23 protein-coding genes are annotated in these 22,612 nt (G+C 53.6%); 9 read left to right on the forward strand and 14 right to left on the reverse strand.

The genetic code is table 11. The features are described 5' to 3' along the window. Positions 1–296: 296 nt before the first annotated feature. Positions 297–863 (reverse strand): D-glycero-beta-D-manno-heptose 1,7-bisphosphate 7-phosphatase, encoded by a 567-nt coding sequence (gene gmhB / locus JTI98_RS00160; RefSeq protein ID WP_042997843.1) that lies wholly within the window; start codon positions 861–863, stop codon positions 297–299. A 189-nt stretch (positions 864–1,052) separates the two neighbouring features. Here gmhB and metN point away from each other — a divergent pair, with 189 nt between their 5' ends. The 7 genes from metN to JTI98_RS00195 all read left to right on the forward strand — a co-directional run bounded on the left by metN (position 1,053) and on the right by JTI98_RS00195 (position 7,520). Next, positions 1,053–2,084, forward strand: coding sequence for a methionine ABC transporter ATP-binding protein MetN (gene metN / locus JTI98_RS00165; protein ID WP_216081786.1), 1,032 nt, complete (start codon positions 1,053–1,055; stop codon positions 2,082–2,084). Beyond that, positions 2,077–2,730 (forward strand): methionine ABC transporter permease MetI, encoded by a 654-nt coding sequence (locus JTI98_RS00170; protein ID WP_042323638.1) that lies wholly within the window; start codon positions 2,077–2,079, stop codon positions 2,728–2,730. The genes metN and JTI98_RS00170 overlap by 8 nt, the downstream gene beginning before the upstream one ends. A gap of 39 nt (positions 2,731–2,769) precedes the next feature. Next, entirely contained in the window at positions 2,770–3,585 is an 816-nt protein-coding gene (metQ, locus tag JTI98_RS00175; protein ID WP_042997845.1) for a methionine ABC transporter substrate-binding lipoprotein MetQ, read from the forward strand. Between the two features lie 118 nt (positions 3,586–3,703). Beyond that, on the forward strand, positions 3,704–4,108 hold the full coding sequence (gene rcsF, locus JTI98_RS00180; RefSeq protein ID WP_042323642.1) for an Rcs stress response system protein RcsF: 405 nt from the start codon (positions 3,704–3,706) through the stop codon (positions 4,106–4,108). Further along, positions 4,105–4,812: a tRNA (N6-threonylcarbamoyladenosine(37)-N6)-methyltransferase TrmO gene (gene tsaA / locus JTI98_RS00185; RefSeq protein ID WP_044328120.1), complete on the forward strand. Its 708-nt coding sequence runs from the start codon at positions 4,105–4,107 to the stop codon at positions 4,810–4,812. Before rcsF ends, tsaA begins: the two co-directional genes overlap by 4 nt. 111 nt (positions 4,813–4,923) lie before the next feature. Further along, positions 4,924–6,642: a proline--tRNA ligase gene (gene proS, locus JTI98_RS00190; RefSeq protein WP_042997847.1), complete on the forward strand. Its 1,719-nt coding sequence runs from the start codon at positions 4,924–4,926 to the stop codon at positions 6,640–6,642. Positions 6,643–6,695: 53 nt separating this feature from the next. After that, a complete protein-coding gene (locus tag JTI98_RS00195) occupies positions 6,696–7,520 on the forward strand; it encodes a YaeF family permuted papain-like enzyme (protein WP_044327026.1) in 825 nt (274 codons plus the stop codon). A 78-nt stretch (positions 7,521–7,598) separates the two neighbouring features. Here the strand turns inward: JTI98_RS00195 and nlpE are convergent, their stop codons facing one another. Genes nlpE through JTI98_RS00210 form a run of 3 tightly spaced genes read right to left on the reverse strand, consistent with a single transcriptional unit; the run spans position 7,599 to position 9,291 of the window. Then, the gene (nlpE, locus tag JTI98_RS00200) at positions 7,599–8,297 is read right to left on the reverse strand and encodes an envelope stress response activation lipoprotein NlpE (RefSeq protein WP_042997849.1); all 699 of its coding nucleotides are present in this window, start codon (positions 8,295–8,297) and stop codon (positions 7,599–7,601) included. A 32-nt stretch (positions 8,298–8,329) separates the two neighbouring features. Beyond that, complete coding sequence (gene arfB / locus JTI98_RS00205) at positions 8,330–8,749, reverse strand: alternative ribosome rescue aminoacyl-tRNA hydrolase ArfB (RefSeq protein ID WP_044327027.1); 420 nt, start codon at positions 8,747–8,749, stop codon at positions 8,330–8,332. Beyond that, entirely contained in the window at positions 8,746–9,291 is a 546-nt protein-coding gene (locus JTI98_RS00210; protein ID WP_044267465.1) for a YaeQ family protein, read from the reverse strand. Before JTI98_RS00210 ends, arfB begins: the two co-directional genes overlap by 4 nt. A gap of 187 nt (positions 9,292–9,478) precedes the next feature. Between JTI98_RS00210 and JTI98_RS00215 the strand changes: the two genes are divergently transcribed. Together JTI98_RS00215 and rof are read left to right on the forward strand one after the other, a co-directional pair. Continuing rightward, positions 9,479–9,679: a YaeP family protein gene (locus JTI98_RS00215; protein ID WP_044327029.1), complete on the forward strand. Its 201-nt coding sequence runs from the start codon at positions 9,479–9,481 to the stop codon at positions 9,677–9,679. After that, positions 9,666–9,926, forward strand: a complete 261-nt coding sequence (rof, locus tag JTI98_RS00220) for a Rho-binding antiterminator (protein ID WP_042323659.1) — start codon at positions 9,666–9,668, stop codon at positions 9,924–9,926. The genes JTI98_RS00215 and rof overlap by 14 nt, the downstream gene beginning before the upstream one ends. A gap of 28 nt (positions 9,927–9,954) precedes the next feature. Here the strand turns inward: rof and tilS are convergent, their stop codons facing one another. From tilS to lpxD, 10 genes are all read right to left on the reverse strand, one after another. Then, a complete protein-coding gene (gene tilS / locus JTI98_RS00225) occupies positions 9,955–11,262 on the reverse strand; it encodes a tRNA lysidine(34) synthetase TilS (RefSeq protein WP_216081787.1) in 1,308 nt (435 codons plus the stop codon). Positions 11,263–11,323: 61 nt separating this feature from the next. After that, complete coding sequence (locus JTI98_RS00230; RefSeq protein ID WP_042997853.1) at positions 11,324–11,713, reverse strand: VOC family protein; 390 nt, start codon at positions 11,711–11,713, stop codon at positions 11,324–11,326. Between the two features lie 65 nt (positions 11,714–11,778). Beyond that, positions 11,779–13,917 carry a lysine decarboxylase LdcC gene (gene ldcC / locus JTI98_RS00235; protein WP_216081788.1) on the reverse strand — a complete coding sequence of 713 codons (2,139 nt, stop codon included), beginning with the start codon at positions 13,915–13,917 and terminating at the stop codon, positions 11,779–11,781. A gap of 98 nt (positions 13,918–14,015) precedes the next feature. Further along, positions 14,016–14,975, reverse strand: a complete 960-nt coding sequence (gene accA, locus JTI98_RS00240) for an acetyl-CoA carboxylase carboxyl transferase subunit alpha (RefSeq protein ID WP_042997855.1) — start codon at positions 14,973–14,975, stop codon at positions 14,016–14,018. 12 nt (positions 14,976–14,987) lie between these two features. Next, entirely contained in the window at positions 14,988–18,470 is a 3,483-nt protein-coding gene (gene dnaE / locus JTI98_RS00245) for a DNA polymerase III subunit alpha (protein WP_042997856.1), read from the reverse strand. 24 nt (positions 18,471–18,494) lie between these two features. After that, complete coding sequence (gene rnhB, locus JTI98_RS00250) at positions 18,495–19,091, reverse strand: ribonuclease HII (RefSeq protein ID WP_042997857.1); 597 nt, start codon at positions 19,089–19,091, stop codon at positions 18,495–18,497. Then, positions 19,088–20,236, reverse strand: a complete 1,149-nt coding sequence (lpxB, locus tag JTI98_RS00255) for a lipid-A-disaccharide synthase (protein ID WP_042997858.1) — start codon at positions 20,234–20,236, stop codon at positions 19,088–19,090. Before lpxB ends, rnhB begins: the two co-directional genes overlap by 4 nt. Continuing rightward, positions 20,236–21,024: an acyl-ACP--UDP-N-acetylglucosamine O-acyltransferase gene (gene lpxA, locus JTI98_RS00260; RefSeq protein WP_046401633.1), complete on the reverse strand. Its 789-nt coding sequence runs from the start codon at positions 21,022–21,024 to the stop codon at positions 20,236–20,238. Before lpxA ends, lpxB begins: the two co-directional genes overlap by 1 nt. A gap of 3 nt (positions 21,025–21,027) precedes the next feature. Continuing rightward, positions 21,028–21,483, reverse strand: a complete 456-nt coding sequence (gene fabZ, locus JTI98_RS00265; protein WP_003018528.1) for a 3-hydroxyacyl-ACP dehydratase FabZ — start codon at positions 21,481–21,483, stop codon at positions 21,028–21,030. A gap of 103 nt (positions 21,484–21,586) precedes the next feature. Then, complete coding sequence (gene lpxD / locus JTI98_RS00270) at positions 21,587–22,612, reverse strand: UDP-3-O-(3-hydroxymyristoyl)glucosamine N-acyltransferase (RefSeq protein WP_044329114.1); 1,026 nt, start codon at positions 22,610–22,612, stop codon at positions 21,587–21,589.

Genomic DNA, 22,612 nt, shown 5'->3' on the forward strand with positions numbered 1-22,612 from the left:
GTCTTGCGACGTTAAGAATCCATGTCACTCTGAGTGCCCACACAGATTGTCTGATAAATTGTTAAAGAGCAGTTGCGACGCGCTTTAGCGCTCTGTCGCGAGGTGGCGTATATTACGCTTTCCTCTTTCAGAGTCAACCCTGATTTTCAGGATTTTTCTCTTCAACCGAACCGGCTGTTTGTGTGAAGTGATTCACATCCGCCGTGTCGATGGAGGCGCATTATAGGGGGTCGACTCAGGAAGACAAGCGGAAAAATGCAGTTTTATTTCAACCGCTCACCTTTTAACCACAATGCTTATTTTTGCTGCTTTTTTATCGCCGATGGCAGATCAGCAAGACTATTTAATACCCAATCTGCCGCATTTTCTGCTTCCGCTGTAATAGGCTTGCCGGTTCGCACTAACACTTTTGTCCCGACCCCTGCCGCAGCCGCAGCCTGCATATCTTCTAATTTGTCGCCCACCATATAAGACGCGGCCATATCAATGTGCAGGAAATCGCGGGCCGAGATCAGCATACCGGGATGCGGCTTACGACAATCACAAACCTGACGATACTCTTCCACGCTGCCTTGCGGGTGGTGTGGACAATAATAGATACCGTCGAGGTCGACATCGCGATCGGCCAGTGACCAGTCCATCCATTCTGTTAATGTTTCAAACTGCGCTTCGGTAAATTTGCCGCGCGCAATCCCTGACTGGTTGGTGACAACTACCAGCGCATAGCCCAGTGTTTTAAGCTCGCGCATAGCATCAATAACACCGTCGATAAATTCGAACTCGTCGATTTCGTGTACGTAGCCGTGATCAACATTAATTGTGCCGTCACGGTCGAGAAAAATAGCGGGTACGGACTTTGCCACCTTTTATAGCTCCTGAATAAGGCATGTGGCGCTAGTATCGCATGTTTCGGCAGGCAAGAAAGTGCTCATCGTAGAAACCCTGATTGATTTAGACGTCTGGATGCCTTAACATCCATTTTGTTGACGGCTTTTGACCGCATCAGACAGACGAAAATGCCACGGTAACTTCATTACGATAATAAATAATCAATGATTAAACTTTCGAATATCACCAAAGTGTTCCATCAGGGGACCCGCACCATTCAGGCGTTGAATAACGTTAGCCTGCATGTTCCTGCCGGACAAATTTATGGCGTTATCGGTGCCTCAGGCGCAGGTAAAAGTACGCTGATCCGCTGTGTAAACCTGCTGGAGCGCCCGACAGAAGGAAGCGTTCAGGTTGGCGGACAGGAACTGACGACGCTATCAGAATCTGAACTGACTAAGGCGCGTCGTCAGATTGGCATGATTTTCCAGCACTTCAACCTGCTGGCCTCCCGAACCGTTTTTGGTAACGTCGCGCTGCCGCTGGAACTCGATAACACCCCAAAGGAAGAAATTAAGCGCCGCGTGACGGAACTGCTCGATCTCGTTGGCCTGGGTGATAAGCACGACAGCTACCCTGCGAATCTGTCTGGTGGTCAGAAACAGCGTGTCGCTATCGCCCGTGCACTGGCAAGTCAGCCAAAAGTGTTGCTGTGTGATGAAGCGACCAGTGCGCTGGACCCAGCCACTACTCGCTCCATTCTTGAACTGCTGAAAGACATTAACCGTCGCCTTGGCCTGACCATTCTACTGATCACGCACGAAATGGATGTGGTGAAACGCATCTGCGACTGCGTAGCCGTCATCAGCAACGGTGAGCTGATTGAGCAAGATACCGTCAGCGAAGTGTTTTCCCACCCGAAAACGCCCCTGGCGCAGAAATTTATTCAGTCCACACTGCATCTGGATATTCCGGAGGATTATCTGGCACGCCTGAAGACAGAATCAACGACCGACAGCGTTCCAATGCTGCGCATGGAGTTTACCGGTCAGTCGGTGGATGCGCCGCTGCTTTCCGAAACAGCGCGTCGTTTTAATGTTAATAACAACATTATTAGCGCGCAGATGGATTACGCCGGCGGCGTAAAGTTCGGCATCATGCTGACTGAAATGCACGGCACACAAAAAGAAACGCAAGCCGCGATCGCCTGGCTGCAGGAACACCATGTAAAAGTAGAGGTACTGGGTTATGTCTGAGCCGATGATGTGGCTGCTGGTTCGTGGCGTCTGGGAAACGCTGGCGATGACCTTCGTATCCGGGTTCTTTGGTTTTGTGATTGGTCTTCCCGTTGGCGTGCTGCTGTACGTCACGCGTCCCGGGCAAATCATTGAGAACGCGAAGCTCTACCGCACACTGTCTGCGGTCGTGAACATCTTCCGTTCGATTCCGTTCATTATTCTGCTGGTATGGATGATTCCGTTCACTCGTGTGATTGTCGGGACATCAATCGGTTTGCAGGCTGCCATTGTCCCGCTCACCGTCGGCGCGGCGCCGTTTATCGCCCGTATGGTGGAAAACGCCCTGCTGGAAATCCCGACCGGCCTGATTGAAGCGTCCCGCGCAATGGGCGCAACACCGCTGCAAATTGTACGTAAGGTGCTGCTGCCAGAAGCCCTGCCAGGGCTGGTAAACGCTGCGACAATTACGCTGATTACCCTGGTTGGTTATTCCGCCATGGGCGGTGCCGTGGGTGCCGGCGGTCTTGGACAGATCGGCTATCAGTACGGCTATATTGGATACAATGCTACTGTTATGAATACGGTACTGGTATTACTCGTTGTTCTGGTTTATTTAATTCAGTTCGCGGGCGATCGCATCGTCCGGACTGTGACGCACAAGTAACATTCTACAAAACACAATTATCACATTAAGGAAATAAGCATGGCGTTCAAATTCAAAACCATTGCGGCAGTCGGCGCCCTGATTGGTTCTCTGGCACTCGTGGGTTGCGGTCAGGATGAAAAAGATCCAAACCACATCAAAGTCGGCGTGATTGTCGGTGCGGAACAGCAGGTAGCTGAAGTCGCACAAAAAGTTGCGAAAGAAAAATACGGTCTGGACGTCGAACTGGTGACCTTCAATGACTACGTTCTGCCGAACGAAGCGCTGAGCAAAGGCGATATCGATGCCAACGCCTTCCAGCACAAACCGTATCTGGATCAGCAGATCAAAGATCGCGGATACAAGCTGGTTGCCGCAGGCAATACCTTCGTTTATCCGATTGCGGGTTACTCTAAAAAAATCAAATCTCTGGATGAGCTTCAGGATGGCGCGCAGGTAGCGGTTCCGAACGATCCAACCAACCTGGGCCGTTCTCTGCTGCTGCTGCAAAAAGTCGGTCTGATCAAACTTAAAGATGGCGTAGGTCTGCTGCCGACCTCACTGGATATCGTCGGGAACCCGAAAAATCTGAAAATTGTTGAACTGGAAGCCCCTCAGTTGCCGCGTTCTCTTGACGATGCGCAGATTGCTCTGGCGGTAATCAACACCACTTATGCCAGCCAGATCAACCTGACGCCGGCGAAAGACGGTATCTTCGTTGAAGATAAAGATTCCCCGTACGTCAACCTGATCGTGACCCGTGAAGATAACAAAGACGCGGAGAACGTGAAGAAATTCGTTCAGGCCTATCAGTCTGACGAAGTTTACGAAGCCGCCAATAAAGTCTTCAACGGTGGTGCTGTTAAGGGCTGGTAATTTTTAGGCGCTTTTCACAATCTGTAATATCATTCAGGACGGGCGTTTGCCCGTCTTGTCATTTATGCAAGCTCCTGATTCAATATGTGACAGTTAGATCATTCATTGAGGAAATATTATGCGTGCTTTACCGATCTGTTTATTGGCACTCATGCTGAGCGGCTGTTCCATGCTAAGCAGATCCCCTGTTGAACCCGTTCAAAGCACCGCAACCCCGCCAAAAGCGGAGCCGGAAAAACCGAAAGCGCCGCGCGCTGTTCCCGTCAGAATTTACACCAATGCTGAAGATCTGGTCGGCAAGCCGTTCCGCGATCTCGGTGAAGTGACCGGTGAATCCTGTCAGGCCTCTAACCAGGACTCTCCGCCGAACATCCCGACAGCACGTAAACGCATGCAGATTAATGCGTCAAAAATGAAAGCCAATGCCGTGTTACTGCATAGCTGTGAAGTCACCAGCGGGACGCCGGGTTGTTATCGTCAGGCTGTCTGCATTGGTTCTGCGCTCAACATCTCGGCTAAATGAGTCATTTTCAGTTTGAGCAAATCGGTGTCATTCGCTCGCCTTACAAAGAGAAGTTCGCCGTTCCCCGCCAGCCAGGGCTGGTAAAAAGCGTCAACGGCGAACTGCACCTGCTGTCTCCTTACAATCAGGCCGATGCGGTACGTGGTCTTGAAGCATTCAGCCACTTATGGGTGATCTTTGTTTTCCATCAGACGATGGAAGGGGGATGGCGCCCTACCGTGCGCCCGCCTCGTCTTGGCGGCAATGCGCGGATGGGCGTATTTGCTACGCGCTCAACATTTCGCCCCAATCCCGTCGGCATGTCGCTGGTTGAACTGAAAGGCGTTGTCTGTCAGAAAGATCAGGTCATTCTGCAACTGGGCAGTCTGGATCTGGTTGACGGTACGCCGGTCATCGATATCAAGCCTTACCTGCCGTTCGCGGAATCGCTACCGGATGCGACCGCCAGCTACGCGCAACAGGCACCGCAAGCCGAAATGTCGGTGAGTTTTACCGACGAGATTGAGCAACAGTTTCCCGCGCTGGAAAAACGTTATCCCCTGCTGAAGACGTTTATTTGTGATGTGCTGGCGCAGGATCCGCGTCCTGCCTATCGAAAAGGGGAAGAGACCGGTAAAAATTATGCTGTCTGGCTGCATGATTTCAACGTGCGCTGGCGCGTAACCGAGACGGGTTTTGAAGTCTTTGCGCTTGAACCCCGCTAATTTCACGCCCTTCTCTTTTGACATCCCTTTCTCGCTGGTAAACTGAGTTACTTTTTTTTGTGTCAGGCTCACATTGAGCCTGTTCGATCGTTCAACTGGAACCGTAACAACATGCGTACTAGCCAATATCTGCTCTCCACTCTGAAGGAGACACCTGCCGACGCCGAGGTGATCAGCCACCAGCTGATGCTGCGCGCCGGGATGATCCGCAAGCTGGCCTCCGGGTTATACACCTGGCTGCCGACCGGCGTGCGCGTCCTGAAAAAAGTTGAGAACATCGTGCGTGAAGAGATGAACAACGCCGGTGCGATCGAGGTGTTAATGCCGGTGGTTCAACCTTCTGAACTGTGGCAAGAGAGTGGTCGTTGGGAACAGTACGGTCCGGAACTGCTGCGTATTGCTGACCGTGGCGATCGTCCGTTCGTACTTGGCCCAACGCATGAAGAAGTGATCACCGATCTGATTCGTAACGAGCTCAGCTCTTACAAACAGCTGCCGCTGAACTTCTACCAGATTCAGACTAAATTCCGTGACGAAGTGCGTCCGCGTTTCGGCGTGATGCGCTCCCGTGAATTCCTGATGAAAGATGCGTACTCTTTCCATACTTCTCAGGAATCTCTGCAGGAAACTTACGACGCGATGTACGCGGCTTATAGCAAGATCTTCAGCCGCATGGGGCTGGATTTCCGCGCGGTACAGGCTGACACCGGTTCTATCGGCGGCAGCGCCTCGCACGAATTCCAGGTACTGGCACAGAGCGGCGAAGACGATGTGATCTTCTCTGATTCCTCTGACTACGCGGCCAACATTGAATTTGCGGAAGCCGTTGCGCCGAAAGCGCCGCGCGCCGCTGCAACGCAAGAAATGACGCTGGTTGATACGCCGAACGCAAAAACCATCGCCGAGCTGGTTGAGCAGTTTAGTCTGCCAATCGAGAAAACCGTGAAAACCCTGCTGGTGAAAGCCGTGGAAGACAGCAAGTCTCCGCTGGTCGCACTGCTGGTTCGCGGCGATCACGAATTGAACGAAGTCAAAGCGGAAAAACTGCCGCAGGTTGCCAGCCCGCTGACGTTCGCAACCGAAGAAGAGATCCGCGCGCTGGTGAATGCCGGTCCGGGTTCTTTGGGCCCGGTAAACATGCCAGTGCCGGTGATTATTGACCGTACTGTTGCCGCAATGAGTGATTTCGCGGCAGGGGCTAACGTGGATGGTAAGCATTACTTCGGCATTAACTGGGATCGCGATGTCGCAACCCCGGAAGTCGCTGATATCCGTAACGTCGTCGCCGGCGATCCAAGCCCGGATGGAAAAGGCACGTTGCTGATCAAACGCGGTATCGAAGTCGGTCATATCTTCCAGTTGGGCACCAAGTACTCGGAAGCAATGAAAGCCGCCGTCCAGGGTGAAGATGGCCGCAACCAGATCCTGACTATGGGTTGTTACGGTATCGGGGTCACACGCGTGGTAGCAGCGGCTATTGAGCAGAACTACGACGAGCGCGGGATCGTATGGCCTGACGCTATCGCGCCGTTCCAGGTGGCGATTCTGCCGATGAACATGCACAAGTCCTATCGTGTGCAGGAACTGGCGGAAAAACTGTATGCCGAACTGCGTGCGCAGGGCATCGAAGTGCTGATGGACGACCGTAAAGAGCGCCCAGGCGTGATGTTCGCCGATATGGAACTGATCGGTATTCCGCACACTATCGTGCTGGGCGACCGTAACCTCGACAACGACGATATTGAATACAAATACCGTCGCAATGGCGAGAAACAGTTGATAAAAACCGGCGACATCGTCAACTATCTGGTTAAACAGATTAAAGGCTGATGTCATAAGAGGCTCTGATTTTCAGGGCCTCTTTTTTACATGGATTGTATAAAATGGCTAAACTCACGGCGTATTACCGCCTGTTCCTCCCTTGCCTTCTTTTGCTTTCGGCCTGCACCGTTGACGTCAGCCCACCGAATAAATCCGCCGCCGCCATTGATGCACAATCCAAAAAATGGGCGGTTACATTCCAGCGCCAGAGCTCATTTACGAATAAAGCACTCGTCGAAATTACCGATACCGACCTTAAGCCAGGCGATCTGTTGTTCTCCTCCAGCCTCGGGGTGACCTCATTAGGCATCCGCGCGTTCAGCAATGCTTCCGTAAGCCACGTTGCCGTCTATCTGGGCGATAATGAAGTCGCAGAAGCCACCGGCGCTGGCGTACAAATCGTGTCACTCAAACAGGCGATGAAACACAGTGATAAACTTTTTGCCCTGAGAGTCCCGGAGCTGACTCCGCAACAGGCCGCTGAGATCAAAACCTTCGCCTATAAAATCAAAGACAGCGGCTATAACTATCGCGGTATCGTGGAATTCATTCCGTTTATGGTGACTCGCCAGATGTGTTCACTAAACCCCTTCTCTGCGGATTTCCGGCAACAGTGTGTCAGCGGGCTGGCGAAAGCGCAGTTGAGCGATGCACGCGAGGGAGAAAAAACGGCGTGGTTTTGCTCTGAATTCGTCACTGATGCATTTACCAAAGCGGGACATCCGCTAACCCTGGCGCAATCGGGCTGGATCAGCCCTGCTGACCTGATGCACATGCGGGAAGGCGACGTTGCCGCATTTAAGCCAGAAACGCAGCTACGCTATGTCGGTCATTTGAAGTTAGGGATTTATATCAAGACGGGACGTTTTGTAGGACTGACGCGTTAAGCGCGATACACAATAGCAAAACTGCGGGTAAGATGATAACTGTCCAGTCACCCGGACAGTTATCATTGAGTCCATCACTCAGTCGGTGCAGCTCTTACCCGGAATAAATTTAATCTCTTTATCGGCCATCAGCGTTTTCACCGGCTCATGGGTATCTGGATTCGCCTCCAGCGTGAAGTGCCCTTCGACGGACAACAGCACCGGTTTCTCACTGGTGCCACGCGCCGCAAGATAACCGCGTTCCAGCTCTGCGTTACTGGCAACAGAAACCTGCTTTCCGGTTGCGCAGTCGGTAAAGGTCGCGGCATCCGCCATATAGAAATACATGCCACGCATCGCCATTGGCGTTACCGGCAAACTGGATTTCACCGGTTCAAGCGTATAGTTAAATTGTGATTCAACCGGATTGCCTTCCCGATCCAGCATCTCCAGCGCTTCGCCTTTCGCGCGATAATAAGACTTCTCACCCTGACTGTCGGTCAGCACCAGTTTATCGGCCGTGCGCGCCCAGGTGCCGTAGGAAGCAAAAGAAGACGGCTCTTCACGCACGCCCTGATAGCGTTCGTTCATTACCCATGTGCCATCTTTCTCCAGAAACAGTGAGGTCTCAATACCCTCGCAGTCGGCACAAGGCAGAATGCCCCGCCAGCTTTGCTGCATCGGTTTTAATTCTGCAACCTGAGTCGGCTGGATAACATCAACCTCTGAACGGTTGTTACAGCCAATCAATGCGAAGAGCGTAAATGCCGCCATCGCTGAAAGTAGTGTTTTTTTCACCCTGACTCCCTATCACATTTTATTCCTGCCCGTCAGTCATCACGACGGACTTTACCGCGAAGGGCTTTTACTGAGGATTTCTGCGCCTTCGAGTTTAATCTTCGCTCTTTCGATGCCCGCGTCGGTCGGGTTGCGCGTCGGCTTTTTTGTACTGCGGTGAGCTCTTTTATAACCGCTACCAGTCTGGCAAGCGCCGCTTCCCGGTTGAGTTCCTGGTTGCGGTACTCCTGCGCCTTAATAATCATCACGCCATCAGCGGTAATCAGATGATGGCTGGCAGCCAGCAAACGTTCCTTATAATACTCTGGCAGGCTGGAGGCCCGAATGTCAAAACGCAAATGTATCGCCGTTGAGGTCTTATTGACGTGCTGTCCTCCTGCGCCCTGGGCGCGAATGGCGGTGATCTCCAGCTCATCGTCGGGGATCGAGACAGTCCGCGAAATGACGATCATACCGGTTGTTGCCAAGGCGTCAGATGAATTTCCAGATTATTCTGAGAATCAGACAGCCAGATCGCCCCGTCCTGAATTGTCGCCTGTAGTGTCATGGTACGGCTCGCAAAGGCGCTAAGCTGGGTCAGTTGTTCATCATCCAGATACCAGACAGTGAGATTCGAAAACTGTGCGCATTTGCTTTGATTCTGCTGCCACCAGATCTGCGCCGCCCGGCTATTGTAGGCAAACAGCGCCACATCAGCAGCCTGCGAACACGCTTTCTTAATACGGCGCTCATCCGGTAGCCCCAGTTCAACCCACAAGTCGATACCCAGATGATCGTTACGCAACCACGCTTCCGGTTCATCCTCTGCGCTTAAGCCACGCGTAAACTGGAGACGCTCATCCGCATACTTAATCCACGCCAGCAGACGCAACATCATTCGTTCCTGGGTTTCAGAGGGGTGACGCGCCAGCGTCAACGCCGCATCAAGAAACTGGTTGCGGTCAAGGTCAGCCACGTTGACGACGGCTTTATAAATTGTCGCTTTAAGCGCCATGGAAAAACTCCTTTCGAATCAGGCAGCCATTGTAGCGAAAAAGGAGCTAAAAGGCTGTCCGGGGATCATCAATCAGGCGCTGATATTGCGTGAATGGCTGTGGTATAGTCACCTTGCTAAACAGAGTTTATCTTCGTAGGCTTAGACTTGCATCCACGGTTAAGTCAGAATGCTGACAGGAGGGCATGTGGAAAAATATTGTGAGTTAATACGCAAGCGGTATGCGGAAATCGCCAGCGGAGACTTAGGGTATATCCCGGATGCGCTGGGTTGCGTATTAAAGGTGCTTAATGAAATGGCGGCAGACAGTGCCCTTTCAGAGTCGGTCAGGGAAAAGGCGGCGTATGCTGCGGCGAACTTACTGGTGAGCGATTATGTCAATGAATGATACATACCAACCCATCAACTGTGATGACTACGACAACCTTGAGCTCGCCTGCCAGCATCATTTATTACTGACGCTGGAACTGAAAGATGGTGAAGTTTTGCAAGCGAAAGCCAACGATTTGGTTTCACGGAAAAACGTGGAATACCTAATCACCGAGGTTGCGGGTGAAACGCGCGAGCTTCGTCTCGATAAAATTGTCAGCTTCAGCCATCCGGAAATCGGTACCGTGGTGGTTAGCGAATCCTGAACCCATATTGCCTGGTGGCGCTGCGCCATCAGGCATTTCCACCGGTTTGATCCCACACCAGTTTCACCCCCGACTCCTCATCCGCCGCGCCGTCACGCGTGACAAATACGCCTGCAGCCGCAATCAGCGTTTCGCCGTAAAACAGCAATGGCGTGGTATCTCGTCGCCAGGAAGGTACATTCAACTCCTGCCAGATTTTCTTGAGCTTGCGGCCACCGCTACGGCCAACGATATGCAGCATTCCCGGCGCTTTAAAACGGATACTGACACGCTCATCCTCACGAGGCGCGCGCAATTCGTCCCCCAACAGTAACCGCAGTTGGCCCAGCCCGGCAGGCAACGTGAGCGGTAACTGCCAGCGAGGCCAGGGCAGTATTGTCTCACTTTGTCCGACAACAGATTTAATCCACCACAACTGTCCCTGAAAGCGCCGCACCTCGTACTCGCCGAAACGCAGGCACGGTGACGCATCTTCACGCGCCAGCGCCACCTCCTGCCAGAGACGTTCCAGTCCATCGCGTGAAGGCATCGGCGCATTTTTCGTCGCCAGCCAGCGGCGAAGTAGCGCTGCGCGCCGGACACGGCTCATCGCCATGAGCGGCGTTAACTCCAGCGTGCCGTTTGCCGTGGTACAAGAAGACAGTTCATCGGCAAGCAGTTCATCCAGCAGACTCTCTTGTTCAGCACACAGCGCTGCGCTGCGTGCCGTGGCGTCAGCGAAATGCGGCCAGCGCTGTTGCAGAAGCGGCAGAACCTGCAAACGCAGGAAGTTGCGATCGTAGGCGTCATCCTGATTGCTTTCATCTTCAATCCAGCGAAGCTGATGCTGCCTTGCCCATTGCTCCAGTGCCGCACGGGGTTGTGTCAATAACGGACGAATGAGTAACGTGCCCGCAAACTCAGCACTCTCCGCCATTGCAGACAGCCCAGCCGGTCCGCTGCCGCGTTTGAGCGCCAGCAAAAAGGTTTCACACTGATCGTCAAGATGCTGGGCAGTCACCAACACCTCACCGGGCAATAGCGCATCGGCAAATGCCTGATACCGCGCCTGCCGGGCCTGCGCTTCGATTCCCAGCCCGGCGTCCACCAGCGTGACCCGCTCCACCACCAGCGGAATCTGCCATTGCGCGCAGATGGCTTCACAGTGTGCCACCCACTCATCGGCGTAAGCGCTAAGTCCATGATGGATGTGCATGGCACGAAGCGAGAGAGTCGGTTGTTGCGTCCGCCATTGCACCAGTTGGTGTAAGAGCACGGTAGAGTCCAGACCGCCGCTAAAGGCGACCAGTATCTGTCGGGAAGTGATAAGCGAGGTGTTCAGCGTGAGTGTTGTCATAGCGGTTATTTACAGTGACGTTGCCCGGCACGTTACCGGGCAATCGTCACAATAACAAGCCTTACTGCTCATACAATTCGAGCGGCAGGCCATCCGGGTCTTTAAAAAAGGTGAAGCGCTTGTTGGTGAAGGGATCAATGCGGATGGCTTCACAATTAACGTGATTCGCCTCCAGATGCGCTACCGCATTATCCAGGTTATCCACGCTGAACGCCAGATGGCGCAAGCCACAGGCTTCCGGATGCCCTGGACGTGCCGGCGGGAAAGGAAATGAAAAAAGCTCAATCACATATTGTCCGTTCAGCGCCAGATCGCCCTTCCACGAGTCTCGTTCTGCGCGATAGGCCTCGCTCAGCAGCGTAAACCCCAAAATATCGCAATAGAAGGACTTACTCGCGGCATAGTCTGTCGCAATAATCGCAATATGGTGAACCTGTTTTAATCCCAGCATAGTGTCTTCATCTCCGTTATTTATCATCAGCACGTTACCCGCCCGGGAGCGCTGAAGGCAAGTCGTCATGCCGTTTTTAAGACTCGTACGAGGTATACGCCGTCGTCATCCTGTTTCGCCCCGTGAATATCCGTTTCAAAGCCCGGATAACGCTGACCAACAGAACAGAGCATCAGCAGAAAATCGAGTACGGCGCGACTCTGCTCGGTGAGCATTTCTCCCGGCATCAGCAGCGGCACGCCGGGAGGGTATGGCAGGATCATATTCGCCGACACGCGTCCCACCAGTTGATCGAGGGGGACCGTTTCGACTTCGCCTTTGATCTGTCGCTGCCAGGCCTGATGCGGCGTCATGATCATTTCCGGCAATGTATCAAACGCACGCAGCATCAGGCCGGAAAGATCGTGTTGGCGGATGAGCTGGTGGATCCCTTGCGCCAGATCCTGAATACGCATGTTGCGATAAAAATCAGGATCTTCTGCATACAGATCCGGCAGCATATTCTTCACGCGCAAATTGAGATCGTAAGAGCGTTTAAATTCGGTCAGTCCACGCAACAGCCCCATTGCCCGGGTTTTATCGATACCAATACTGAAGAGAAACAGCAGATTGTACGGCCCGGTTTTCTCCACCACCACGCCGCGCTCATCAAGGAATTTCGCCACCAGCGCGGCGGGGATCCCCTCGTCACTCATCTCCCCTTGCTCATTCATACCGGGCGTCAGGATCGTGACTTTTACCGGATCGAGGAACATATGGTCATCGTCGGCATCGGTAAATCCGTGCCAGTCTTCACCGGGCGCCACCGGCCAGCACGCAGCTTCATCAACCTCTTCCGGTTGCCAGATATCAAAGAACCAACCGTCAGACTCTTCACGTAGCCGCTGCACTTCTTTGCGAAAATGTAACGCGCGCTCCACAGAGCGATTGATTAATCGCTTACCGGAATTTCCCCGTAGCATCGCTGCCGCCGTCTCGATGGAAGCGACAATCGGATAACTCGGTGAGGTCGAGGTGTGCATCATAAACGCTTCGTTGAAGGTCTCTTCGTCATAATCCCCTTTAATATGAATCAGCGACGCCTGCGATAGCGCCGCCAACATTTTGTGGGTGGATTGCGTTTCGAAAATCACCTTGCCAGGCACCCGTTCACCGCTCATCCCGCTTTTCCCCTGATAAATGGGATGAAAGTGGGTATAGGGCACCCAGGCAGAATCGAAGTGGATAGAGGGGACATCCAGCGTCTGTTTGATCCAGTTAGTGTTATACAGCAGGCCGTCATAGGTTGAGTTAGTGATCACGGCATGAACTGGCCACTGCGCCTGCGCCGTGGCGGCAACTTTGTTCGCAATACTCTCACGCGTGAACTCACGCTTCGGAATGCCGCCCAGAATACCGAGCGCATTACGCGTTGGTTTCAGCCAAATCGGGACGACGTCGCTCATCATTAACAAATGCGCGAGCGACTTATGGCAGTTACGGTCAATCAATAGCGTACTGCCGGTCGGCGCGGCATACATCCCCACAATTTTGTTTGAGGTGGAGGTACCGTTAGTCACCATGTAACTCTGCTCTGCACCGAACGTTCGGGCGATATACTCTTCGGCCTCCAGATGCGGCCCGGTGTGATCGAGTAACGAACCCAGTTCAGTGACCGATATCGATACATCTGCTTTCAGGGTATTGCCACCGAAAAAGTCATAGAACAGGCAGCCAACCGGACTTTTTTGATAGGCCGTTCCTGCCATGTGCCCCGGCGTGCAGAAGGTGTATTTCCCCTCTTTCACATAGGTGAACAACGCTCTGGTAAAAGGCGGCGTGATATTGTCGAGGTACTCGTTGGTGTACTGGCGAATGCGCGTCGCGATATCTTCCGCCTGCCCGAGCGCATACTCGAAAAACCATAGCGCCATGCGCATGTCGTGAACGCTGACATCCATCGTCGAATGCGTGTTGATAAACGCATACAGCGGTAAATACTCATTGAGCTGGTTAATCTCACTGCACAAATCGAGACTGTACTCATCCCAGTCAAAAATCACCCCACAAATGCGCGGGTTGTGTTCGATAAATTTCAGCAGGTCGACGCTGTTTTGCGGCCAGATAATCTGAAATCCCTGTGATTGCAGCGCACGCTCAAGCTCGTTAATGGGCTCGTCTTTATAAAAAACCCCGTGCGGCCCCATAATGGCGATGATATTCATGCGTTCCTCCTGGAAAAACCTTAGCTAATCATAGCCTGTTCAAACCGCAGGTAAAAAAAAGGGCCACAAATTGTGGCCCTTTTCGGAATGGTCAACGCTTAGGCGTAGCCGTAGCTCATCAGACGCTGATAGCGACGGTTCTTCAAATCTTCTGTGCTCAATACATCGAGATCCGCGAGGTCAGCCAGCAGCTGCGCTTTCAGCGAAGCCGCCATCGCTTCCGGATTGCGATGCGCGCCGCCCAGCGGTTCCGGGATGATGGAATCAATCAGCTTCAGCTCTTTCAGACGTGGCGCAATGATCCCCATCGCTTCTGCGGCCAGCGGCGCTTTGTCCGCACTTTTCCACAGAATGGAAGCACAGCCTTCCGGAGAGATAACGGAATAGGTGCTGTATTGCAGCATATTCACTTTATCGCCCACGCCGATCGCCAGCGCGCCACCGGAACCGCCCTCGCCGATCACGGTGCAGATAACCGGCACGCTCAGACGTGACATTTCACGCAGGTTACGGGCGATAGCTTCGGACTGACCGCGCTCTTCGGCACCGACGCCTGGGTAGGCACCCGGGGTGTCGATAAAGGTAATGATCGGCATGTTGAAACGCTCGGCCATTTCCATCAGACGCAGCGCTTTACGATAGCCTTCCGGCGCCGGCATCCCGAAGTTACGACGGATTTTCTCTTTGGTCTCGCGGCCTTTCTGATGACCAATGATCATCACCGGACGACCGTCCAGACGCGCAATGCCGCCGACGATAGCTTTATCGTCCGCATAAGCGCGATCGCCCGCCAGTTCGTCAAATTCATCAAACGCCAGGCGAACATAATCCAGGGTGTAAGGACGCTGCGGATGGCGTGCCAGTTGGGCAACCTGCCATGCGCCAAGATCGGCGAAGATTTTACGCGTCAGTTCTACGCTTTTTTCACGCAGACGATGCACTTCTTCATCGATGTTAATATCCAGTTTCTCGTCCTGACGGCTCACCGCAGTCAGAGAATCGATTTTTGCTTCCAGCTCTGCAATCGGCTGTTCAAAATCAAGGAAATTCAGACTCATAGTATTCCTGTATTAGTCAAACTCCAGTTCCACCTGCTCCGAACCAATGAGGCCACGGAGATCGTTAAGCAAACGATCGCTCGGAGAGACACGCCACGTCGCGCCAAAACGCAACCGCGCACGTGCATCCGCCCTCTGATAGTAGAGATGTACTGGAATTGTCCCCGAGCGGTGGGGTTCCAGAGACTGACGGAGTCGGTTTAAAAGCTGGTCATCAATTTGCCTGTCCGTCAGCGAGATAGCAAGCCCGCGAGCATATTTTTCCCGGGCTTCGTCAATATCCATCACTTCGCGGGCGGTCATTTTAAGCCCCCCGCTGAAGTCATCAAAGCTGACCTGTCCGCTGACGATAAGTATGCGGTCTTTTTCCAGCAATTGCTGGTATTTATCCAGGGCGTCGGTAAATAACATCACCTCCAGACGTCCGGAACGGTCATCCAGCGTACAGATGCCGATACGATTGCCGCGCTTGGTGACCATAACCCTTGCGGCAATGACGAGCCCCGCAGCCGTGGTCACTTTACCACGTTCTGTCGGATGCATGTCTTTCAGCCGGTAGCCTCCGACATAGCGCTCAATTTCTTTCAAATACTGGTTGATCGGGTGACCCGTCAGGTACAACCCCAACGTTTCGCGTTCCCCATCTAACACCACCTGCTCTGGCCACGGCTGGCAGCTGGCGTAGGATTGTTCAATTTGCTCCGGCTCTTCCGCCAGCACGCCGAACATATCTGCCTGACCAATTGCTTCTGCTTTCGCGTGCTGATCGGCGGCTTTCAGCGCATCGCCCAGCGAATTCATCAGCGCAGCACGATGCGGCCCCAGCCTGTCGAACGCCCCGGACATGATCAATTTTTCCAGCACCCGCCGGTTGAGCTTTTTGGTATCGGTGCGCGCACAAAGATCAAACAGCTCACGGAAATAGCCGCCGTTGTTACGCGCCTCAATGATCGCCTCGATCGGGCCTTCACCCACGCCTTTGATCGCGCCGATACCGTAGACAATCTCGCCGTCGTCGTTGACGTGGAAGTGGTACAGCCCGGAGTTGATATCCGGCGGCAGGATTTTCAGCCCCATGCGCCAGCACTCATCCACCAGCCCCACCACCTTCTCGGTGTTGTCCATATCGGCAGTCATTACCGCCGCCATAAACTCAGCAGGATAGTGCGCTTTCAACCACAGCGTCTGGTAAGAGACCAGCGCGTAGGCAGCGGAGTGCGATTTGTTAAACCCGTACCCGGCGAATTTCTCCACCAGGTCGAAGATTTTCATCGCCAGTTCGCCGTCAATACCGTTTTTCTTCGCGCCGTCTTCAAAGATGGAGCGCTGTTTGGCCATCTCTTCCGGCTTTTTCTTACCCATCGCACGACGCAGCATATCCGCCCCGCCAAGAGTATAGCCAGAAAGCACCTGGGCAATCTGCATGACCTGTTCCTGATACAGGATGATGCCGTAGGTTGGTTCCAGTACTGGTTTCAGGCTTTCGTGTTGCCACTGCACATCCGGATAGGAGATCTCTTCACGACCATGCTTACGATCGATGAAGTTATCTACCATCCCGGACTGCAACGGCCCCGGACGGAACAGGGCCACCAGGGCTATCATATCTTCGAAGCAGTCAGGCTGCAGACGCTTAATCAGGTCTTTCATGCCGCGGGATTCAAGCTGGAAGACCGCCGTGGTTTCCGAGCGTTGCAGCATATCGAAGCTTTTCTTATCGTCCAGCGGGATAGCGGCAATATCCAGCGGCGGCTCACCGTTCTTTTCACGGCGGGCGTTAATCATCTCCAGCGCCCAGTTAATGATAGTGAGTGTACGCAAGCCAAGGAAGTCGAACTTCACGAGGCCGGCATATTCCACGTCGTTTTTATCAAACTGGGTAACCGGGTGCAGCCCCTGTTCATCACAGTACAGCGGCGCAAAATCGGTGATTTTCGTCGGGGCGATAACCACACCACCGGCGTGTTTACCGGCGTTTCGGGTCACGCCTTCCAGCTTACGCGCCATGTCGATCAGCGCTTTAACCTCTTCATCTGCCTCGTAGATTTCTGGCAGTTGCGGTTCAGCCTCGAAGGCTTTCGCCAGCGTCATCCCCGGATCGGGGGGCACCAGTTTTGAAATACGATCGACAAAGCCGTACGGGTGGCCCAGAACGCGACCCACGTCGCGGATCACCGCTTTCGCCGCCATCGTACCGAAGGTAATAATCTGCGATACCGCATCACGGCCGTACATGTCGGCCACGTGTTCAATCACCTGGTCGCGTTTCTCCATACAGAAGTCAACGTCGAAGTCAGGCATCGAGACACGTTCCGGGTTAAGGAAACGTTCGAACAGCAGGTCAAATTCCAGCGGGTCGAGGTCGGTAATTTTCAGCGCGTAAGCCACCAGCGAGCCCGCACCGGAACCACGGCCTGGCCCTACCGGCACGCCGTTATCTTTCGACCACTGGATAAATTCCATCACGATGAGGAAGTAACCCGGGAACCCCATCTGGTTGATCACCTGCAGTTCAATATCCAGACGTTCATCGTAAGGCGGCCGCTTTTCTTTTCGCACGGCTTCATCCGGGAATAAGAAGGCCAGACGCTCTTCCAGCCCTTCTTTCGATTTCTGGACCAGGAAATCTTCCGTGGTCATATCGCCTGTCGGGAACTGCGGCAGGAAATACTCGCCCAGACGTACCGTTACGTTACAGCGTTTGGCAATTTCAACGGTGTTTTCCAACGCTTCCGGAATATCAGAGAAGAGTTCGCACATCTCCTCTTCCGAGCGCATATATTGCTGCGGCGAGTAATTACGCGGACGTTTGGGATCGTCGAGGGTGAAACCATCGTGAATAGCAACGCGAATTTCATGCGCGTCAAAGTCATCACTGTTGATAAAGCGCACGTCGTTGGTGGCAACCACCGGCAAACTGCGCGCTTCCGCCAGCGCAACGGCAGCATGAAGATAGTTCTCTTCATCGGGACGACCAGTGCGGATAAGCTCAAGGAAGTAACGATCCGGGAAGTGTTCTTCATAGAACGCGACACACTCATCAACCAGCGCGCCGTTACCGCGAAGCAGACTGCGCCCGACGTCACCCATGCGCCCGCCGGAAAGCAGGATCAACCCTTCTTTCAGTTCGATCAGCCAGTCACGGTCTATGATCGGTCCCGCCGCGCCATAGCCGCGCTGATAAGCTTTGGATATCAGCAGGGTAAGATTTTGGTACCCGGTGTTATTGGCAGCAAGCACGGTCAGATGCGTGAGTTCATCACCCATCAGCTCGCTCTGAACATGGAAATCGGCACCAACAATGGGTTTAATCCCTGCGCCATGACCCGCTCCGTAGAACTTCACCAGACCACAGAGGTTAGTAAAATCGGTGATCGCCAGCGCAGGCATGCCCAACGCGGCCGCCTTTTTCACCAGCGGCCCGGTTTTTGCCAGCCCATCGATCATGGAGTAGTCGCTGTGCACCCGCAGGTGGACGAAACGAGGTTCAGACATCTTCAGATTCCTTCGACACAAGAATCAGGACGCGAGTCCCAGTGCGCGTTTAACGGGAGCAAAACTACGTCGGTGATGCTCCGTTGCGCCATGTTCAGCCAGTTTTTCCAGATGGAAAGCGGTTGGATACCCTTTGTGCTGGGCAAAACCATATTGCGGGAAAACGCTATCCAACGCGGCCATTTCGGCGTCACGCGTGACTTTTGCAAGAATAGACGCGGCGCTGATCTCCGCCACCCGACTGTCGCCCTTCACTACCGCCAGAGACGGCACAGGTAATGCCGGACAGCGATTACCATCGATCAGCACATATTCCGGCGCAATATGTAACCCCGCCACCGCTCGCTGCATGGCCAACATCGTGGCGTGGAGTATATTCAGCTCATCGATCTCGTGCGGTTCCGCACGACCGAGGCTCCAGCTCAACGCTTTTTCTTTGATTTCGTCATACAGCGCCAGACGGCGCTTTTCAGATAATTTTTTGGAATCGTTAAGACCCACAATCGGGCGAGCCGGGTCGAGGATCACGGCTGCGGTAACGACCGCGCCAACCAACGGACCACGTCCGACTTCATCCACACCCGCCACTAAGTGCGTGTGTGGATAAACAAATTCGATCATCGTGCTAACTCCAGGACCGCATCCGCCGCCTGCTCATCAGCATTACAGCGGATCTGCTGATGCAGTTCGCGGAAAGTATCGTGCATCGCATGACTGGTTTTACCGTTCGCCAGTAAAGGGAGAAGCGCCTCAGCCAGCTTTTGCGGCTCGCACTCTTCCTGCAACAGCTCTTTCACCAGTTCCCTTCCCGCCAGCAGGTTTGGCAGCGAGACATAATCTGTCTTCACCAGTCGCTTCGCCAGCCAGAACGTAAAGGGCTTCATGCGATATCCCACCACCATCGGGCATTTGGCCAGCATGCACTCGAGCGCAGCGGTACCGGATGCCAGCAACGCGGCATCGCTGGCAATCATCGCTTCTCGCGCCATCCCATCCAACATATGGACGGAAAGCGTCGGGGCGACTTCTGCTTTGATCTGCTCAAACTGCTCGCGCCGTTTGGCGTTCACCAATGGCACCACCACCTCAAGATCAGGATAGGTCTGGCGCAACAATTGGGCCGTTTTCAGGAAGTCGGCGCTGAGCATTTCGACTTCCGCACCGCGACTGCCGGGTAATAACGCCAGACAGTGCGCGTCACGGGGGATCCCCAGCACATCTCGCGCCGCGTTTTTATCCGGGTCCAGCGGCATCGCGTCCGCCATGGTGTGACCGATAAAACGGCACGGCACGTTGTACTTGTCGTAAAACGCTTTTTCGAAAGGCAGAAAAGCCAGAACCATATTGGTGGATCTGCCTATTTTGAAAACGCGTTTCTGTCGCCACGCCCAGACGGACGGACTAACGTAATGAATCGTTTTGATACCCTGTTTTTTCAGATTCCCTTCGAGGGTGATATTGAAATCGGGTGCATCTATACCAACGAAGACATCGGGCTGCAGCTCAGTGAATCGACGAGTCAGATCGGCGCGGATATGCAGCAGACGACGCAGGCGTCCAAGCACTTCCACAATGCCCATCACCGCCAGTTCTTCCATTTCATACCAGGCTTCACAGCCTTCGGCCTGCATACGTGGACCTGCGACGCCGACAAAACGCGCGTCGGGGACGCGCGCCTTCAGCGCCCGGATTAAGCCAGCACCAAGAATATCGCCGGAGGTTTCTCCGGCGACCAGGGCAATCGTTAAGGGGCGCTGCTCAGCCATTAACGAATCAGACCGCGCGTTGAGCGGGCAAAGAAATCGCTGAACGCCTGTACTTCCGGATACTGCTTCGCCAGTTCGGCGATTTCCGGTTTTACGTCTTCCAGCGTTTTGCCGCTACGGTACAACGCTTTGTAAGCATTGCGGATGGCGGTGATCGCTTCGCGAGTAAATCCGCGACGCTTCAGCCCTTCGATGTTGACGCCAAACGGCGTCGCGTGGTTGCCCTGCGCAATAACGTACGGCGGAACGTCCTGAGCAACGCCAGAACAGCCGCCAACCATCACGTGTGCACCAATAATGCAGAACTGGTGCACAGCGGTCATGCCACCGATGATGACATAATCATCCAGCGAGACGTGACCCGCTAGCGTGGCGTTATTCGCCAGAATACAGCGATCCCCGATTGTGCAATCGTGTGCCACATGGGCATTGATCATCAGTAAGTTATCGCTGCCCACCTTCGTCAATCCACCGCCCTGCACTGTGCCACGATGAATGGTAACGCTTTCGCGAATGCGGTTACGATCGCCAATTTCCACACGGGTCGGTTCACCAGCATATTTCAGATCCTGGTTCACTTCGCCAATGGAGGCGAACTGATATATCTCGTTATCGCGGCCAATTTTGGTATGACCATTCACGACAACGTGAGACTTCAGTACGGTACCCTCACCAATTTCAACATGGGGTCCAACAAGACAAAAAGGACCAATGTGAACGTTAGCGCCAAGTGAAGCGCCCTCTTCCACAATGGCGGTCGGATGAACAAAGGCGGATTTATCAATCACGTATCAGGCCTCCCGGCTACGAGCGCACATCATCGTTGCTTCGCAAACTACTTTACCGTCGACCAGAGCAACCCCTTTGAAGCGGGTCAGGCCACGGCGCGTTTTCTCGAAAGTGACTTCCATGATCATCTGATCGCCTGGCACGACAGGACGCTTAAAGCGCGCTTCATCGATACCGGCGAAATAATAGAGTTCTCCCGGCTCCAGTTTACCAACGCTTTTAAACGCCAGAATACCGGTAGCCTGTGCCATGGCTTCCAGAATCAGCACGCCAGGGAAAATCGGTTTACCCGGGAAATGCCCCTGGAAAAACGGCTCGTTAACGGAGACATTTTTCACTGCGCGCAGAAAACGACCTTCTTCAAAGTCCAGCACGCGATCAACCAGTAAAAACGGAAAACGGTGCGGCAGAAGTTCTAAAATCTCTTCAATATGCAGAGTATGAGTGTTAGTAGTCAAAATACTCTTCCTGTCCAAATATGCTAAAAGCCAATAATAACACGGCCTGCCGCAATCGTATGAATGCCGACAGGCCGTAAAGTATGTGTGACCGGGTGAGAGTTTAGTCTTGTTGATTAACCTTGCGCTCAATGGCTTTGAGGCGCTTGCTCATATCATCAATGTTCATCACCAGTGCGGCTGTCTTACGCCATACTTTGTTAGGTTGCAGCGGAATGCCTGAGGAATAGACGCCTGGTTCAGTGATGGGACGCATCACCATCCCCATGCCCGTCACGGTCACCTTATCGCATATTTCCATATGCCCGTTGATCACGCTGGCACCGCCGATCATACAGTAACGGCCAATCTTCAGGCTGCCCGCCATAATGACGCCACCGGCAACCGCCGTATTGTCGCCAATCACAACGTTATGTGCAATCTGGCACTGGTTATCAATGATAACCCCATTGCCGATCACAGTGTCATCCAGTGCGCCACGATCAATAGTGGTACAAGCGCCGATCTCCACACGATCGCCAATAATAACGCGACCTAACTGCGGGATCTTCACCCAGTTGCCGCGATCGTTGGCATAGCCAAAACCGTCAGCACCAATGACCGTACTGGACTGGATCAGGCAATTCTCACCGATCTGAATGTCGTGGTAAACCGATACATTCGCCCACAGACGCGAACCGGCCCCAATTTTCGTATTTTTCCCAACGAAGCAGCCCGGGCCGATAACCACGTTATCGCCAAGCTCCACGCCAGACTCAATCACCGCATTTGCGCCAATTGAAACAGTGCTACCCAGCGTTGCCGTCGCATCAACCACTGCACTCGGTGCAATGTTCTGTGCCGGCTGCGGCGTGGTATCTAAAATTTGCGCCATTCGCGCGTACGTCAGGTAAGGATTCTTCACTACCAGCGCAGCACTCTTAGCAAAAGGAAGATCGTCCTGCGTCATGACAACGGCAGACGCCTGGCATAAGGCCAGGTGCTCACGGTATTTTGGATTCACCATGAAGGTGATGTGACCCGTTTGCGCAGATTGCATGGACGCAACGCCGGTGATGACGATATCGCCATCACCGTGTAATTCTGCATCCAACTGTTCTGCTAAATCAGCCAGTCGAATTGAAGGCAT

This window comes from Citrobacter sp. MGH 55 (assembly GCF_016906145.1).
In the GTDB taxonomy this organism is placed as follows: Bacteria; Pseudomonadota; Gammaproteobacteria; order Enterobacterales; family Enterobacteriaceae; genus Citrobacter_A; species Citrobacter_A amalonaticus.

Excerpts from the sequence above, each read along its gene's own strand:
- metN (WP_216081786.1), top strand. The coding sequence starts at position 1,053 with ATGATTAAACTTTCGAATATCACCAAAGTGTTCCATCAGGGGACCCGC.
- JTI98_RS00170 (WP_042323638.1), top strand. The coding sequence starts at position 2,077 with ATGTCTGAGCCGATGATGTGGCTGCTGGTTCGTGGCGTCTGGGAAACG.
- metQ (WP_042997845.1), top strand. The coding sequence starts at position 2,770 with ATGGCGTTCAAATTCAAAACCATTGCGGCAGTCGGCGCCCTGATTGGT.
- rcsF (WP_042323642.1), top strand. The coding sequence starts at position 3,704 with ATGCGTGCTTTACCGATCTGTTTATTGGCACTCATGCTGAGCGGCTGT.
- tsaA (WP_044328120.1), top strand. The coding sequence starts at position 4,105 with ATGAGTCATTTTCAGTTTGAGCAAATCGGTGTCATTCGCTCGCCTTAC.
- proS (WP_042997847.1), top strand. The coding sequence starts at position 4,924 with ATGCGTACTAGCCAATATCTGCTCTCCACTCTGAAGGAGACACCTGCC.
- JTI98_RS00195 (WP_044327026.1), top strand. The coding sequence starts at position 6,696 with ATGGCTAAACTCACGGCGTATTACCGCCTGTTCCTCCCTTGCCTTCTT.
- arfB (WP_044327027.1), bottom strand. The coding sequence starts at position 8,749 with ATGATCGTCATTTCGCGGACTGTCTCGATCCCCGACGATGAGCTGGAG.
- JTI98_RS00210 (WP_044267465.1), bottom strand. The coding sequence starts at position 9,291 with ATGGCGCTTAAAGCGACAATTTATAAAGCCGTCGTCAACGTGGCTGAC.
- rof (WP_042323659.1), top strand. The coding sequence starts at position 9,666 with ATGTCAATGAATGATACATACCAACCCATCAACTGTGATGACTACGAC.
- tilS (WP_216081787.1), bottom strand. The coding sequence starts at position 11,262 with ATGACAACACTCACGCTGAACACCTCGCTTATCACTTCCCGACAGATA.
- JTI98_RS00230 (WP_042997853.1), bottom strand. The coding sequence starts at position 11,713 with ATGCTGGGATTAAAACAGGTTCACCATATTGCGATTATTGCGACAGAC.
- ldcC (WP_216081788.1), bottom strand. The coding sequence starts at position 13,917 with ATGAATATCATCGCCATTATGGGGCCGCACGGGGTTTTTTATAAAGAC.
- accA (WP_042997855.1), bottom strand. The coding sequence starts at position 14,975 with ATGAGTCTGAATTTCCTTGATTTTGAACAGCCGATTGCAGAGCTGGAA.
- dnaE (WP_042997856.1), bottom strand. The coding sequence starts at position 18,470 with ATGTCTGAACCTCGTTTCGTCCACCTGCGGGTGCACAGCGACTACTCC.
- rnhB (WP_042997857.1), bottom strand. The coding sequence starts at position 19,091 with ATGATCGAATTTGTTTATCCACACACGCACTTAGTGGCGGGTGTGGAT.
- lpxB (WP_042997858.1), bottom strand. The coding sequence starts at position 20,236 with ATGGCTGAGCAGCGCCCCTTAACGATTGCCCTGGTCGCCGGAGAAACC.
- lpxD (WP_044329114.1), bottom strand. The coding sequence starts at position 22,612 with ATGCCTTCAATTCGACTGGCTGATTTAGCAGAACAGTTGGATGCAGAA.